Annotated in this window: 10 protein-coding genes and 2 pseudogenes; 4 read left to right on the top strand and 8 right to left on the bottom strand. The window is 57.7% G+C overall.

Annotated elements, in window-relative coordinates:
- Positions 1–8: 8 nt before the first annotated feature.
- Both ACVIGB_RS43030 and ACVIGB_RS43025 read right to left on the bottom strand, forming a co-directional pair.
- Positions 9–734 carry a LuxR family transcriptional regulator gene (locus ACVIGB_RS43030; RefSeq protein WP_456725292.1) on the bottom strand — a complete coding sequence of 242 codons (726 nt, stop codon included), beginning with the start codon at positions 732–734 and terminating at the stop codon, positions 9–11.
- 118 nt (positions 735–852) lie between these two features.
- The gene (locus tag ACVIGB_RS43025; protein ID WP_456724770.1) at positions 853–987 is read right to left on the bottom strand and encodes a hypothetical protein; all 135 of its coding nucleotides are present in this window, start codon (positions 985–987) and stop codon (positions 853–855) included.
- A 1,109-nt stretch (positions 988–2,096) separates the two neighbouring features.
- Between ACVIGB_RS43025 and ACVIGB_RS43020 the strand changes: the two genes are divergently transcribed.
- Entirely contained in the window at positions 2,097–2,813 is a 717-nt protein-coding gene (locus tag ACVIGB_RS43020; protein ID WP_456724771.1) for a sulfite exporter TauE/SafE family protein, read from the top strand.
- 976 nt (positions 2,814–3,789) lie between these two features.
- On the opposite strand, the gene ACVIGB_RS43015 is transcribed toward ACVIGB_RS43020, so the two are convergent.
- Positions 3,790–5,103, bottom strand: coding sequence for a DUF2130 domain-containing protein (locus ACVIGB_RS43015; RefSeq protein WP_456724772.1), 1,314 nt, complete (start codon positions 5,101–5,103; stop codon positions 3,790–3,792).
- A gap of 495 nt (positions 5,104–5,598) precedes the next feature.
- Here ACVIGB_RS43015 and hemN point away from each other — a divergent pair, with 495 nt between their 5' ends.
- On the top strand, positions 5,599–6,933 hold the full coding sequence (gene hemN / locus ACVIGB_RS43010) for an oxygen-independent coproporphyrinogen III oxidase (protein ID WP_456724773.1): 1,335 nt from the start codon (positions 5,599–5,601) through the stop codon (positions 6,931–6,933).
- 121 nt (positions 6,934–7,054) lie between these two features.
- Here the strand turns inward: hemN and ACVIGB_RS43005 are convergent, their stop codons facing one another.
- Entirely contained in the window at positions 7,055–7,354 is a 300-nt protein-coding gene (locus tag ACVIGB_RS43005; protein WP_456724774.1) for a LexA family protein, read from the bottom strand.
- Between ACVIGB_RS43005 and ACVIGB_RS43000 the strand changes: the two genes are divergently transcribed.
- Positions 7,353–8,473 (top strand): IS630 family transposase gene (locus ACVIGB_RS43000; RefSeq protein WP_456724775.1). Its coding sequence is split into 2 segments (ribosomal slippage): positions 7,353–7,887 and positions 7,887–8,473, totalling 1,122 coding nucleotides; the frame shifts between segments, so codons are not numbered across the junction. The two genes, ACVIGB_RS43005 and ACVIGB_RS43000, sit on opposite strands and share 2 nt — an antisense overlap.
- A gap of 228 nt (positions 8,474–8,701) precedes the next feature.
- Here ACVIGB_RS43000 and cysD read toward each other — a convergent pair.
- The 4 genes and pseudogenes from cysD to ACVIGB_RS42980 all read right to left on the bottom strand — a co-directional run.
- Positions 8,702–9,388: pseudogene (cysD, locus tag ACVIGB_RS42995) on the bottom strand (sulfate adenylyltransferase subunit CysD); the annotation flags it as partial.
- A gap of 889 nt (positions 9,389–10,277) precedes the next feature.
- A complete protein-coding gene (locus tag ACVIGB_RS42990) occupies positions 10,278–10,715 on the bottom strand; it encodes an IS4 family transposase (RefSeq protein ID WP_456724776.1) in 438 nt (145 codons plus the stop codon).
- A 479-nt stretch (positions 10,716–11,194) separates the two neighbouring features.
- Positions 11,195–11,695: an IS4/Tn5 family transposase DNA-binding protein gene (locus tag ACVIGB_RS42985; protein ID WP_456724778.1), complete on the bottom strand. Its 501-nt coding sequence runs from the start codon at positions 11,693–11,695 to the stop codon at positions 11,195–11,197.
- A gap of 196 nt (positions 11,696–11,891) precedes the next feature.
- Positions 11,892–12,021 (bottom strand): annotated as a pseudogene (locus ACVIGB_RS42980) (IS3 family transposase); the annotation flags it as partial.
- Between the two features lie 785 nt (positions 12,022–12,806).
- Here ACVIGB_RS42980 and ACVIGB_RS42975 point away from each other — a divergent pair.
- On the top strand, positions 12,807–16,217 hold the full coding sequence (locus ACVIGB_RS42975; protein WP_456724779.1) for an autotransporter outer membrane beta-barrel domain-containing protein: 3,411 nt from the start codon (positions 12,807–12,809) through the stop codon (positions 16,215–16,217).
- Positions 16,218–16,295: the final 78 nt, after the last annotated feature.

Raw genomic sequence — 16,295 nt, 5'->3', positions numbered from 1 at the left:
ATGGGATCTCAAAGAATATTGAGGCGAATGGCGATAGCGGTCGCCTGGATCCGGCTGGTCGCACCCAGCTTTCGCATCGCATTCTTGATATGAAAATTAACCGTATTAACGCTGATTCCTAGGATCATGCCGATTTCCCAGGAAGATTTCCCTTCTGCCACCCACCGCATGCAACTGATCTCCCGTTGCGATAACGCAATTTTTTTCCCACAGCCGCCATTAGAGGGTCGAGCAATCTCGCCAAAGGCGGTGTGAAAGAGCGAAGCCAGGGCATGGAGATGACCGATGCGATTCTGCGGATCAGCATCGTCGGACGGAGATGCAAAGGACACCACAGATACTTGGCCCAACGGGCCAAATAGAGGCACGCTCATGCCATGCTTCAGGCCGGCCTCCCTAGCCTCCTCCAATACGCGTCTCTCGTCCGGTAGAAGCTGATAATGGTCAGCGAGTTGGTCCCACAGAAACGGACGCGAATGCATCGGCGTCCGCCGGACCACCGGATCGATGGTGTGGTACTTGCCTTTGAAGTATCGATCGCACCAGGCCGGCGGCCAATTCACAGCGACAGTCGGCGGTGGATATTCAGCCAACCGAAGCGGCTCGACGAAGTTGAGGGCTCCGTAAGCAACTTCACTGAATCCTTCCTCGGTGGCACGGTTTACAAGAAGATCGAACAACGCTCTCAGCGAATGCGTCTTGTTTGCGCACTCGGTGAAGCTAAAAAGATCCACGATGGGCGCTTCGGCACGCCGGTCCGGCTCGCCATCGCTGCGTTCGCTTGCGTTTGTTTCAGGCGGATCCAAATTCCGTTCCATGAGCTGAACTCGTGAGGCTGGAGCACGCGCTGCGTCAGACGCCATTCCCGAATATGTCGCCTTCCGCCGTCTGCCGCGCGATAATTGTCCTGTCATGCGCCGGGGTCTGGCCGCTATCCTCGTCGGACACCGGACGGCACTCCACGACCGAAGCGTCGTCGAATTCCATCCGATTGATTTCGCTCGCCGATGACCAGCAGGCCAAGCAGGCGATTACCGCATTGTCGTGCGTGTCGATGGTCTGTGCCCTCGATGCTGCCCCAAAGCTGAATCGCTTTTGATAGGGCGGCCACGGCAAACCCGATGACCCTTGATATCCAGCTGGCGACACCAACCAGCTATGAATGACAAGATCGTCTCTACCCAAGGAGCGACTGTGCTGCCCGAAAGACGCGTGGCTTTGCCTCAAGATCGAGCACGATGATATCCTGAACGTTGAGCTTCGCGATTCGGGCGAAATGGAGCACGTTGGCCAACTTGACGGCGCCGGGATCGACCTTCGCAGTTCCGACATCGGCTTTCTGTTTCCTCCCGACGGAAAGGTTATAGTTTCTTCCCCATCCTGCGAATTGCTGTCGCGGATTCTTCGCGGATCCTCCGTCCTTCGACGGCGTCGGAAACGCGATCGGCGACCAACACGGAAGAGCCGAGCCAGCAGGTGACCGCGTGATATAACGGCCCCTCGCCTGATCAGGGGCGTTAGAGAGGTCCAGCGCACCTGAATTGAAGGCACAGATGATCCGCGCGCCAGGCGCGCAACGGGAGACACGCGCCGAAGCGAGACCTGCCGGCTGCAGAGGACGCCTTGCATGCGCATCTCCATAAGGGAGAGGACCTAGCAGCGGATCAGCAAGTGTCGTACCAACTGGGGACCTCTCCGAATCAATCCTCGAAACAAGAAATTCAAGAGAAGAGCCCGGTTCGGCGCACGCGCGCTTGGAGCAATGGCGACATCTGGAGGAAACGCGACAGCGCCACTTACGCAACGCTCCGGCGGCCTGGAAAGAGTGCCGCTCGGCGCGGCGCCCCCCCAAAGCGCCTTTCAAACAGCCAGGCGCTGGCGTACCACTTTCATATCCTGGTCAAGTACCAAGGCTGGCAATTGAAGAAGCCGACCCACAAATGGCAATCGTCTAGCAACCTTAGCCGGTGCCAGGTGCGGCGCGCGGCCTCCGATTAAGCGCTCGCTTGGACTTCTTCCCTCGTGGAAAGACAAATTCGAACTCCATGGAGCTAGGTGCAAGGCAGGCGTAGAACTTTTCGCAGGGTAGATGAAGTATGCTTTCTCTGTTCTTCGCGATTATCTCGCTGCTCTATGCAATGGTTGGTCAGGCGGGTGGAACCGCGTTCCTAGCCCTCATGGCGTTTTCCGGCTTGCCTTCTACAGAGATGCGCCCGACGGCGCTTGGCCTCAACATTGTTGTCGCGAGTTATTCCACGTGGTTCTTAAACCGCAACAAAGTCATCGACTGGATAGCGCTCCGGCCGCTTCTATTGTCATCAATGCCGGCAGCACTTGCCGGCAGCTTGCTGGTGCTCGGGGAGCACGTTTACAGGACGTTGACCGGTCTTGTCCTCCTTTTGGCGAGCGCTGTGATGATTGTTCGGCGTGGGAGCGTTGCCCATCGCGCTTGCGAAACTCCGCTCTGGGGAAGCGTAAGCATTGGGGCGGTCATCGGGTTGGTTTCTGGTCTGACCGGCGTGGGCGGCGGAGTATTCCTGGCGCCCGCGCTCATGACACTGAACTGGACGTCAGCCAGGCAAGTCACCCTGCTGTCGCCTCCGTTCATCCTAGCGAACTCCACAGTGGACTTCGTCGGAGTTCTTTTCACAGGCCAGCTTCCGTGTTCGGATTCGGCCATTTACGCAATCGCCGCACTGGGAGGAGCCGTCGCAGGAACGGTTATCGGCCTGAAATGGCTGAGCCAGGCAGCTATTAGGTTCATCCTCGTGGCGGTTCTGCTCATTGCCGGCGTGCAGTTGGTTCGCACCTAAATGCCGTTGGATCTGCTTTTGCTGCAGCTGTCGTTGCGGTCATCGAGCACCACCGAGGCTCATGACAACAGTCGCAAAGATTCCAAAACGAACGATCCGAGCCTCTGAAGCAGAACAGACGCGTATCGTCTGACTTGGACGTGCCAGGGAGTGCAGAAGCTGACAATACCCGCGCGTTGCGATTCCGGCACAGCCTGCGGCCTGTTTGGGAATTGTTGAACTCGCAGCACTCACAATGGCGTGGCCGAATTAAAGCGCCCCGACGCACCTGCCGGGGTTGGAAGTGCGCCGGGGCAGCCCCAGCATCATCAGTACATCCGTGACGATGCTTGGCGCAATGAGACAAGCGGCGTGGCGGAATTGAGGCTGATCGATCCTTATGACGTGGAATGCAAAAATGTTTTTCACGCCGGTTCGATGGCTATTGAAACTCACGTTGCGTCACGTTGTACGATCTCGCACCCTGCGTTTCATCAACCGAGACTCCTTGTCTGACAATCCCAGCTTGAAGAGCATTCCGCTCGTTGCATCCGGAGGCGCCACGCTAAATACTATCCCTACCCTCGTTCGCCTATACCATTTTATTCTGCACAACCTAGGCAGCCCGGAACGCAAATCGGAACACGACATCGCTTCCGAAGCGTTTCTCGCCCAAGCCGCTGAATGCAAATGGGCTCAAATCCCGTCTGCGCAGGTTTGAAAAGGCGCGACTGACAACGATGCGTGCAGATTGTGGAGCTTCAATAGAAGCGCCGACTATCGCTCCTCGACGAGCCCTTCTACCGTAAGAAAAACAACATCGACGCCGAGACCCGCCGGCGCTTTCTCACCATTACGTGCAAGCTTGCTGGCAAAGGGGCTATTGCGCGAGGGGGAATTGCAAGGCGCGAGCCGAACGGTAGCATGCCAACCTGTCAGTTCGCACAGGGTGTATGAAATCGAAGCCGAAAGAGGCTCAACTGCGCGTCGCTTTTGATTATGACGCTTTGCGCTCCGATTGGGCCGAGCATTCCAGCAGCGGTGCATCGAGGCTCTGGATTTCCGGCATCGCCTTGCCGGCGATCGCCTGAAGGTCACCGACCATGCCAACGGTAGATTCGATGACAGAGAGGATCTGCGTCTCGCGCTTGGCCCATTGTCGGCCCATGAATTTGCGCTCCTTGTCGAGATCTTCTCGCAGGTCGTTGAATTTTTCAACGACAGCTTCTACCCGCTGGCGGAACCTGGTGCCGGTCAGATACCGGTACACCTGCTCCATTTTGGTTCGCTGGCCTTGCTGCACCAGGCGCGAACTGCTCAAATCAATCAGCCCCTGACGGAGCGCGATCGCGACCGCAACAGCACAGCGGGGATGAGCAACCCATATTCCGTCGATCAGATCGAAAAATTCGACGTGCTTCGGCAGCGCCTGTGAAACGATGAGGGCCACATCTGCGCCACACCGCCTTTGGTCGTCGCGCAGTTTCCCGAGCCAGCCGTCGCTCCATGCCTTCGTACGCTTGGATTCCCAAAGGATGAGGCCCGCAGGATGACCGATTGAACCGTTGACCTGCTGGACGACGTCCGCACCCAGCTCTCCCTTGCCGATCGGCTCGATTGTATCAGTGGGAAAACGGCTGCGAAGCAGCTCTTCGAGCTCGAGCTCAAGCACTTCGCCCTGGGATTGCTGCGAGCCTTGCTCAGCCTTGCGCTTCAACTCTTCGATCGTCCGCGCCATGGAGTCGATCGTTTGATCCTTCTCGAGCACTTGAAAGCGGGCGGCTTCGTCCGCTTCCTGCCTGGCTTTGGCCCGGATATCCGCGATTGAGGCTTGCACGCGCTTTTCGATGGTCAGATCGAGTTCACGTTTCTCTTCGTCAAGGGCACATTGCCTGCGGATCAGTTCGGCCTGCGCCTGCTGCGCCTCAGCAAGTTTGGCATTGTTGGCCTCCAGGCTTTGACGAAGCTCGGCCACTTCGGCAGCTTTTGCCAGCAGCTCGGCCGCCGCGGCCTGCCGAGCCTTCTTCGCTTCCATGGCGACGAGTTCGGTGCGCTCGGCCGCCAGGCGCGCGGCCACCTGATCCTCGATCTGTTCGCGTTGTCTCGCCAGTTGCTCCTGCTCATGGCGCAAGGCCTCGGCCTTGCGGGCGACCTCGGCATCCTTGTCCGCCAATTGTCGCTGAAAACGTCGGCGAGTTTCCTCGATCAGGGGAGCAGCAAGAGATTCGGTGAGGTGAATCTCATGATTGCAGTTCGGGCAATGGAGAATAGGCTGATGCGCGGCGCCCGCCGCGGGTGCTTTCAGGTTCATGAGCCCTCCTGGCCGATTGGCCCTGCGCTGCCGGCCCAGCGTGGCGCGGACTACCAATCGGATTTAGCGTGATTTCCTGACTCGATCGAACGCCTGAGGCATCCACATCAGCTTTTCCACCGAAAACACCTTGAAAGGCTGAGGCCGACTGGTTCGCCGCCGGCAACGCCTTGGATCCTGTCTTTGTCGCAAGAGCCCCTGCGTTGGAGAATGCAGACGCAATGTGCGCTCCGATGAATGATTGTTCCTGCGCACAATGATTGGGCGGATCGAGCCCGGGCGGCCGAGCTCATGTGAGCCATTTGTTCTCTTACGGGTGCAAATGATGGCTGGCGCCTGACTTTCTCACCGCTCCCAGTTCGCAGGCTGTCCTGGCAGCTACATCGAAGAAGGGTCTCGAGCTTCAGGATCAGGGCAGTCTTTTTTGACTTAACGCAAAGACAGAGCAGAGGATATCCATCAGCCTGATAGCGTATCAGCGCGGAAAGGTAAGCGTTGCAGACCTCACTCCTGAACAAATATTGCGATGCTCGCCTGCCCTGGTACACCATCTACCCAACGGTACCGGATTTCTCTGCTGCGGTCGGCGCCACGACCTGTGAGGCGTGGTTGCGGCGGCTGCCGCCAGACGAATCCGTATCGCTCTACCTTCACGTTCCGTTCTGCCGGTCGATCTGCTGGTATTGCGGCTTCCCAACAAGCCTCACTCACAGCGAGCGGCCGATTCGCAAATACGTGCTGACGGTACGTGATGAAATTCGTCTGGTCACAGAGCAAACGCCTCACGGTCTTCCAGTGAGCGACCTGCATTTTGGCGGCGGCACGCCGACTACCATCCCACCGGCCGATTTCTTGGCTCTGATGGAGCTTTTGCGCCGCTGCTTCGCGTTCAGCAAATCGACCGCGCTCGCCGTCGAGATCGACCCCCGCGCGTTCACGGCCGAGATGGCGGAAACCTTGGGAGTAGCGGGCGTCAGCCGCGCGAGCATCGGCGTACAAAGCTTCGATCCCGTAGTTCAAAGGGCGGTCAACCGTCTCCAAAGCGAAGCGCAGGTCGCTTTTGTCGTCGAACGCCTTCGCCAGCATGGAATAAGCCGTATCAATTTCGACCTGCTCTTCGGATTGCCGCATCAGACCGTGCAATCCTGCGTGAACTCAGCGCAGACGGCTTTGACCATGCGGCCCGACCGCCTTGCGGTGTTCGGCTATGCCCATGTTCCCTCCTACATGAAACGTCAGCGCCAGATCGACGAGGCGGCGTTGCCCGACAATGTTGCGCGCGCCGAGCAAGCTGCAGCCATGGCAGATACGCTGGTCTCCGCCGGATATCGCCAAATCGGGCTCGACCATTTCGCTCTCCCGGACGACGAACTCGCGCACACGCAGCAAACCGGCCGGCTGCGCCGCAACTCGCTGGGCTATTCGGCCGATACGTGTAACACAGTGATCGGCTTTGGTCCGTCAGCCATCGGCCGTCTGCGCGATGGTTACGTGCAGAACGAGACGGCAACCAGTTCCTATACCCGACGGATTAGTGCTGGCCATCTGGCAACCTCAAAGGGCCACTGCCTCACCGCCGAAGATCGCCTTCGGGCCGCAATCATCGAGCGGCTGATGTGCGACTTGCAGGCCGACGTGCCGGCAATCTGCGCCGCCCACGGATTTGCGCCGATGCCCTTTCTCGATTCAGCTGACCGTCTGGAAATGCTTGCCGAAGACGGGATACTGGACATCGAAGAGGGTTTCGTCCGGGTCAAACCAGAGCACCGTTTTGTCATTCGCGCTGTTGCTGCCGCGTTCGATGCTTACCTCGACCGCGCCCCCTATTAGCAGGCCACGGATATGCGCATCGCGAAGGAGCGCTCGGAGGAGCGCCTCGGTCAGCCGATTGTCCAGTGGATCGGACTGACTAGTGGCTGTGCACAGTGATTTTGACCGGTTGGGTCATGCGTCAGATTAGCTCCGGCAGGATTTTGGGATCAACGAGGAGTTCGATACTGCGAGCTGTCCTTGGCAACCTTTTGATGAGGCCGGTTCTCTCGAGCGATCGCAGCATTTGGTGAACCGAAGGCGGGCTGACGCGGAAATATTCCTGCATGTCGGCTTCCGCCGGAGGCCTTCGGTGAAGCTTCGTATAGAGGTGGATGAAGGCGAGGTATTGCCCCTGCTTGGGCGTGAAGGTTTTTGCCGAAGGACTCACGCCGGCCATCCGATTCAGTTGTTCGTGCGTGCCTCTCAGGGAGGCAGGCATGAATGTACGCTATCGGGTCGAACTCAGCCAAGTCGAGCGCAGCGAGCTCAAGGCGCTACTCAGCGGCGGCAAGCATGCGTCCCGCAAACTCAAGCGCGCCCAGATTTTGCTGGCTTCCGATGCCGGGGCCGGCAACGAGGAGATCGCCAGGAGTGTCGGCGTGAGCGGCTCGACCGTGTACCGGACCAAGCGCCGCTTCGTGGAAGGCAATCTGGAACGGGCGCTGAGCGAGGAGCCGCGACCCGGGGCGGAACGCAAGCTCACGGGCAAGGAAGAAGCCTTGCTGGTGGCGACCGCCTGTGCGGCTCCTCCAAAGGGCCGTGCCCGCTGGATGCTCGATCTGTTGGCGGGTGCGCTCGTCAAGCTCACCGAGCACAAAAACCTGTCGCGCGAGACGGTCCGGCGACGTCTGGCGGAGAATGACCTCAAACCCTGGCGCCGCGACATGTGGTGCATTCCGCAGGTCGATGGCGAATACGTCGCTCGCATGGAAGACGTGCTCGACCTCTACGCCGAGGCGCCCGACCCCGAGCACCGGTGGTGTGCTTCGACGAAAGCCCGGTGCAGCTCATCGGCGAGGTCCGTCAGCCGATCCCGGCCAAACCGGGGCAGCTCGAACGTTACGATTACGAGTATCGTCGCAATGGAACGGTCAATCTCTTCGTCATCCTCGACGTGCATCGTCCCTGGCGCAAGGTCAAAGTCACCGAGCGACGAACCGCGAAAGACTATGCCCAATGCATGCGCGACCTCGTCGACATCCATTATCCCGATGCCGAGATCATCCAGGTCGTCCAAGACAATTTATCGACCCACTCCGCCGGCGCTCTGTATCAGACGTTCTCGCCCGCCGAAGCGCGGCGCATCCTGCGACGGATCGAGTTCCACTACACCCCAAAGCATGCAAGCTGGCTCAACATGGTTGAGATCGAGATCGGCGTCTTGCGGGGACAGTGTCTCGCCCGCAGGATCGACGACCCCAAGCGGCTGCGCCGCGAAATCTCCACCTGGGAACGGCAGAGAAATGCTGCCCGCTCCCGCATCAAATGGATGTTCACAACAGAAAAGGCCCGCGCCAAAATGGGGTGCGCCTACCCAAACGCTTCCAAAGAGTCATAATCACCGTGCAGAAGTACTAGCATGTGATCGGAATGAACACGACATTGTCGGTTTTCGATACAATGTCGGCGCGGATCGGCTCTTGAACGAAGCCGTGGTTACCGCAGTATCGGCCAGTGAATGGAATGGTCAGAAGGAACGTGCTGAGCCCGTCTTATTCGTCAGACGGCGCCTGATAGCATCCCAGCGAAAACGGATCATCCGCATCTGCGGCGTCTCGTCGGACTAAAGCGGAAGTCGCTTGTCGTCGACCATAATGGTTGCGCCATTCCGAAGAACCACGGGCCTCTGCTTTGCAAAGTAGAGTGGGACGACGGGGATCTTTTCGAGCATGATGTACTCCCAGACATCGAGCTCGGTCCAGTTCGAGATCGCGAATACGCGCATGGTTTCGCCTTGGCGGATTCGCGTATTGAACAGATTCCATAGCTCCGGCCGCTGGTCCCGCGGATCCCACACATGTCCGGCCGAACGGAAGGAGAAGATCCGTTCTTTCGCTCGGCTCTTTTCCTCGTCAGGTTGTGCCCCCGCCGAAGGCGGCGTCGAACTGACGGAGGTCGAGTGCCTGTTTCAGAGCATTTGTCTTCATCACCTGTGTATGAAGGATTGAGCCGGACTCGACTGGATTGATCCCGCGCTCGAGGCCTTCCTTGTTGACGTGAACGATCAGGTCCAGAGCCGCGTGGCTGTTTCGTCCCGGAAACTGATCATCTCGTGGAACTTCCACGTCGTTTCGACGTGAAGCAAGGGAAAGGGCAACTTGGCCGGGTAGAACGCCTTCATCGCAATGTGCAGCATGACGCTCGAGTCTTTTCCGATCGAACAGAGCATGACCGGCCTTCTAAACTCGGCGACTACGTCACGCATTATTGCGATCGATTCAGCTTCGAGGCGGCGCAGATGTTTCGGCAACATTTGGATATTCTTCGATGTGGATTTGGCGACAAAGTGACCATTGCGGATTGGCGTTTCCCATGGCATGTCAACAATGCAGCCGCCCACAGCGATCAGCACCGCATCAAGGCGCGGCGCCCACAAAGATCGGCAGCATTCGGGCATATGATACGCAGCGTGTAAGCGACGCTTTCTCCAAGGTGAACTCGCATAACTGGTGCATGGACGCACTTGCCAAGGGCATTTCCGACAAAGGTGGCGCCCAGGCTAGTTCAGGTTGATGCCGCGTTCCGCTGCGGTGAGGTCGCATCGTTCATCAAGGGTTTAACGATCAAGACAATCTCAATCACCCACCCTGCCGAAGGATAATTAGGACCCATCCAGATCGTGAATGTGCTCTATCAAGACGATCAATGTACCAGTTTTGGTGAATAGCGGATAGCAAACGTTAGTTTAGATGGCTCAGGAGTAATCCAGATGACGATCGCCCTTCACTCTGGCTTCGAAAAGACTTCCGTGGTGTACGCCGATCATTACTAGGAGGCGCGATATTGACGCTCGTTTTGGCGAGTAGCATCTGTGGATTGCTGCTGGGACGTTATTTCAAGTCTATGTATCTTCCCAACAATCTTAATTTTGATAACCGCAGCCTATTTTGTCGGGCATAGGGACGGTCTGACAGTGGCAACCCGTGCCGCGCGATAGATTGCCCAAGCCGCAGAGTTCAGCCGCTAATGGATTGTCGCCTCGCGATTACGAATGGTGTCAAAGCCTCGCTTCTTATCCGATTTTCGATGCCCTCAACGCCTGCTCGCGCGTGTTCTTCCCGTCGGGAAGACATGATCCACATCGTGTCCAGGCGCTCCGATGTACACATCCGAGGGCGCTTACGATTACCCACATTTTTGAGTCAGAGTGTCGCTCCCGTTGCGATATCGATGAATCGCGACAATCCGCGCCACATGATCAGATTCCCTGGTGACGGATCGTTGGCACGGGCGAGATAGCCACCGAGCCTGGCGATCTTGATGAGATAATGCGACAATGTCTTTCGTTGTGTGCTGACTGGATTCTTGTCTTTGACGAGCCGGTCAAGCAATTGGATTTCACCTTTGGTCAGCACAAACTCCGGTGAGGCATTTGGCGCTGAACGATTAAGCATCGTCATCCAAAAAATGCGCCAGCTCACAATGCAGAATACCGAGATCAGATTCGTCAATCGCTGGGCGGTCCGCAGTTGCGAGTCCTCTGCCCTACAGCCGGATTTGAGTATCTTGTGGAAGACCTCGATCTTCCATCGCAAGGAATACCATTCGAGTTTCTCGATCGCATCCCCGCGCGATTGCACTGGAAGATCGGTCTAGGCGCTCCTCTTTCATCAGCGTGGATCACGGTCAAAGTCAAAGCTGGATACCGCGACTGCTTGCCTATCGGTGGCAGAATACGGATTTTACGGTACCGGATTTCAAGAACAGCCTGGTCCGGATTGCCCTTGCTATCCTGGACTTCGATCCGGTGGAGACCTTTTGACCACGACCTCGTCCATTATCGTTGCAACGGTATGATCGCCATCGCCTGCCAGGCGATTGACACAGGTCCTTACCAAGAAATGCGTTCCAACCTCTTGGGCGGCGCAAGACAATTCATAAATATCGGCTTCACGATCACCGATATGGATGCACTGCGATGGTTTCTCGAAAAGCTCGGTGGATTGTTTGAGGTTCTCCAGCCACCGAATGCTCTCCTTGGTTTCAATGGGGATCCGTGTCAGGTTGAGCTCGCGCCTGAGCGCAGCGACCCCTCTGAATTTCTTTCTGGTCCAGAACTTCACAGCGCTGAGCCCAGTGGAAGCCCCTCGAGGGTCACCGCAAGGCTCGAATGCATCAATATTCCGCATGTCGTGTACGTTTGGGGTTTCCCGTCCAATCTTCGAGAGTTGCTTTTGGGGATGCGCTTAATCATCCCGATCAGATCCGGGCGCTCCCTTTGATAGGTGAATTCGGTCGTATCATGCAGGACAAGAACAGCCTCCTTCGCAGCCGCGATACGCTCCCGCGTCGCTTTAAAATGACCAGACAGGATATCGGCCTCGCCTACTCGTTCATTGGAGAAGAAACGATAGGCCGCCTTGGTATTCGCCCAGTCTTGGCAAACCATCGGGATGCTCTGTCCGATGTCGCCACCAATCTGCTTCAGCAGCATACGAAATCTCTCGCCAAGTCGAGCGTCCTGGAATTCGCACAGTGCAGCTTCACGGTCAAACCAAGTCACAACGTCAGACGCCAACCGATGCGCCTTCTCATCCCGGGCGCGTGAAGTCAGTCCCATAGAGCACCTCTTCTCGAATCAGGTGCCCATCAAAGAATCACAAGCGATTCTGGCGACTCAAGTTTTTCGGCTCAGCGCACCTCAAAAGATGTGGGTAATGGTAAGCGTCCTCGGAGGCGTACGCTCCGATTAAAGACGAACCAGTTGATCTTGCTCCGAAGTTTTTCCAGTCCTGAGTTCGCTCTGGCTGGTGGATTTACCCGGTGGTGGTAGCGACGGGAGCTGGTGCGAAGCCATCGAAATAGCGCGGCGCCAGATCCCGTCGCGGATTGCAGGTGAAGGCGAAACTCCTATGGTCTTTTCCATCCGAGTTGCGAGTGGGGTCGCGTACACCCTCCACCGGGTGCGTCGGGACCGAAGATAATCGATGACCTCGCCGCGGATGCGGTGCTTACCCCCGCTCGAACGGTTAGGGGTTCGACTTTCTTCGTGGACATTTTAGGATCTGAGCCACATGTGGTCTCAAGCATGTCGCGCGAAGCTCATGATAAGGTGTGTGCGACAAAAAGCCTGATGTCTTGTCCCATTCAAGCCTTGAAATGATTGGCAGTAGCCAGCAAAGAGGGACCCGATGCGGTTGTCGGCCGCGAGCCGTCGTTGTGCGCCGGTGCAATGGCAAGTTTGCGACAACATTGGCGGGTAGCGCCTAATTTCATGCAGCTCCGCTGCTTGTTAGTCGCGCCGCCGCCTGCGTTGTCGGGAGAATACAGGATCTGCGCGCGATCAAGCGTAATGGAGCTCGCGACGTAAATGACACCATGAAAACGACCAACATCGCGCCGGCGCCGCACGCATCAGGCGGTGATATCCGCTTCATGGCGAGCCGCCGCTCAGCGGCTGGCCAATGACAGGCTTGATGCGCCACAGCTTGAGCTTAACGAGCTTAAGATCAACGGCATCGGCGATGACGGACCTCTGTGAGTGACATTTGGTTTTGTCAAAGTCGCTCCAGAAAAGCAGCCCCTTTCAATTTGAGGTGCGGCCGTCAGGTTATGAGCCGCGAAAGCGCGCGCCCATCCGTCTCCCCATGATCGTCCCCTCTGCGTGCACACACGCTCGAATTTGAATGACAAAGCACGCCTGCAATAGCATCAGGCGTAGGATGAGTAGTATGAAAACGAAGGCGATTGCGACAATGGTGCTTGCGGTTCAAACCTTGCTCGGTTCGCCCAGTAGGGCCGTTGAAACCCACGACATTAAGGATCCGAACGGTGTGCCCTTCATCCGGGCGCGGGTATTCGGTCCCGGCGACGGCCCTTTTTATTCCGAAAAAGACCAGCCTAAGTCTCCAGAGCGGAACCTACAGCAATGGGAAACAGATCATTCTTTTGCGGCAATTCGGTACTGGGCAGAGATCATCAAGGTCGTGCCGGGTCAATCGCCGGCCATCATCAACATCGGCGGGATTAGCGAAAACAACGCATTGGCCACAACGCCCACGTCACCCGCTGGCGACGATCAGGTGCCGGCGGCATTCATGGGGCGGGATCCGGGCGAGCTCACCTACGGCGCGCATGGCATGGTAGCGATCGGCGAGATGAGCTTTTCTTCCGAAAAATACATCCCTTCGCAGTTGCCGATGACGCCAAAGGTCGGTCTCGCACCCGTTGTGATTCATGAGTTCGCGCATCTGTTGGGAGTCGGCAGTACCATTGGCGTCCCTACTACCATTAGCGGCCCTGATGCGACCTCACCCTATTTCCTCGAAGCCATAAATGCCTGGACGAAGCATTTGTACGATGACAATGGCAAACAAGCGAAACCTGGACAGGCGATCTATTGTTCCGGCTGCAAGAACCCGCGAGCTGACGACGTTTTCGACCTGCGCCGCGATCAGGGCTATTTCGCCGGGAAGCATGTGGGTGAGGTGCTGGCTGGTGCCATGCCAGGTATTCCAGTGCGCGTGATGAGCCAGGATGGTCAGCTCGACGCCCCCTTCGTCTCGCATAGCGAGCTCAAGAACAGCCTGATGAGCCATCAGCGCTACCGTAACTACACCTCCCTGATGGAGGGGGAGATCGCCGCGTTGCAGGACCTCGGCTACAGCATCGATCGGCGCAATTTCTTCGGTTACTCCATCTACGGCAATGGTCAGACTCTGATAAACGACAACCCGTTCTTTGCTCGCAATGCTGATGGTTCCACCTATCTGCCAAATACGTTCAACACGGCCACGCTCGGACTGGGACTGCACGTCTATGGCCGCGACAACACTGTGGTCCAGCGTGCCGACCTGCTTTCGCAAGGAGCGGGGGGCGCCGGCATTCGCGTCGATGGCGAAACCAATCAGCTGGAAGTCTCGCGTGGGACCCGGGTCTATGCGGACGGCGTCAATGGGCGCGGCGTCATGTTCGCTTACGGCAAGGGCCACACGTTTGCTCAGCGCGGTGATGTGCAGGCTCTCGGGGAGCATGGCATTGCGGCAAGCTTCGACTTTGGCAATAATGTGATGGGCAACAGCAGTGAATACCGCGGATCATATATTCGCACGATTGGCGACAACCCGGCCCCGATGCTGAACGAGATCAACGGTCCGCTCGTCAGCAAGTTTGATCTGACCGGACGCCTGGCTGGGCGTCACGCGGCGATGTACATGTCGAATAATGGTTACGTGGGTGAGGTCAACGTGATGCGTGGCGCAATGCTGTCAGGGAACATCCTGTCCGATTACGCCCAGCTTGACGAAAACGGTTCTCCGCGCCTGACAACATTAACGTTCGGTATGGCGCCCGACGCGAATGGTCACTCAACGGGACAGCCCGACGCAAGCTTTGCAACCCGCTATGAAGGGAACATCGTCGGACGCAGCAACCTTTCGCTGCGATTGTCCGGTGGCGTCGCATTGTTTACCGGCAATCACCAAGTCTACGACGTAGCTGTTGCGCGAGCTGCAACCTTGTCCGGCAACGGCAGTTATGTTCTCAATAGTCATGGCCGCTTCACCAACAGCGGTGCTGTCGCACCCCTTATCGATGGTGTTGACAACAGCATAAAGGTGAATGGCGACTATCTGCAGACCTCGGCCGGTCGCTTGCAGGTCGCGGTGAATGATAGCGGTGCTCTTAGCCGCCTTGTGGTGAACGGCAATGCGACACTCGACGGCACGCTCACAATCGCGCCGCAGCGCGGCTGGTATAGCAGCGGCTTTAGCGTCTCCTCCAACCAGTGGCTGAACGCAACGACGCTCATAGGCTCGTTCACGAACGTAACGACATCGCTGCAATCGCCAACCTTGATGGCAAGCGCGACAGCTCAGGGCGACAACGCCTACGCCTTGACACTCTCCCGGCCAACAGATGCCTATTCGCGTTATGGGGCCGACGCCAACAGCCGTCAGGTGGGCGCGGCGCTGGATCGAGTAGCTGGCAGCGCTGTGTTGGGACTGCACCCGCTCGTCGCGGCACTCGACTTCTCCGCACCGGACGGCACGGCGGTGACATCTGGGCTTCGTCAGCTTTCGCCGTCAGTCTACGCATCGGAGCAAGGCAGACGCGTCAATGACAGCTTCTATGCGCGTTCGGCAGTCTACAACCGTCTCGAACAGGCGTTTGGCGGCGTCCCATTTTCATCGATGGCGGTTATGAGTTACGGTCCTGAGCAGAGGCCTGGCGGCAACTCTGCCTCTGGCACCGGTGCGGTCGCCGCGGCTTCCTCTGACCTGCGATCCGACGACTTGCAGCGTTATGCTGCGTGGGGTTCCGCTTTTGGCGGATGGACGACCCAATCGGGTAATAACAATGCTGCAGCCACCAGATCCACCATTAGCGGCTTCATGACCGGTATCGACTCATCGGTATTTGACGACTGGCGTGTCGGTGTTCTTGCAGGCTATAGTCGTTCCACTTTCAATGTTGACGCACCTGCCTCGTCAGGCCGCAGCGACAATTACACTGTCGGGACCTATGCCGGGACCGAGTGGGCCGTGCCAGAGGGGGCCATCGCCCTTCGCTCAGGTCTCGCCTATACATGGCACGATCTTCAGATGAGCCGAAACGTTAGTTTCCCGGGATTCAATGACAACTTGATCTCAGATTACGATGCAGGCACTTTCCAGATTTTTGGAGAGCTGGGCTACAAGGTCGAGATGGGCAACTGGTCGGCGATCGAGCCATACGCCAATCTCGCCCATGTTCGTGTCGCGACAGATGGTTTTAGCGAGAGGGGACTGAAAGGAGCGGCTCTGAACGTTCACGCTGACAGGATGGAAACGACGCTCTCCACTCTCGGCGTTCACGCAACCTCGCGGTGGCAACTCGGTCAGATAGTCACGACTGCGCGAGCCGATATTGGCTGGCGTCATGCCTTGGGTGACCTCATTCCGCTGTCGACAGCCAGCTTTGCCGTCGGCTCCAGTGCTTTTGCAGCTTCGGGCGTATCCATTGGCAAGGACGTGGCACTCGTCGAAGCCGGTCTGCACCTCCAGCTTTCCCGCGGCAGCACCCTTGGCATCACCTATCAGGGCCAGTTCGGCTCAGGCATCACTCAGAACGGACTGAATGCGATGTTCAACGTGAAGTTCTAACGCATGGTCAATCGACTTTGGCCCGGCGCGCTGCACACTATCGCTGAAGCGCCCTGCAAGCCGGACGTCACGAGGCAA

The organism is Bradyrhizobium sp. USDA 4341 (assembly GCF_054063755.1).
The sequence above is the reverse complement of the archived record's forward strand: the minus strand, read 5'-3'. Positions and strand labels throughout refer to the sequence as shown.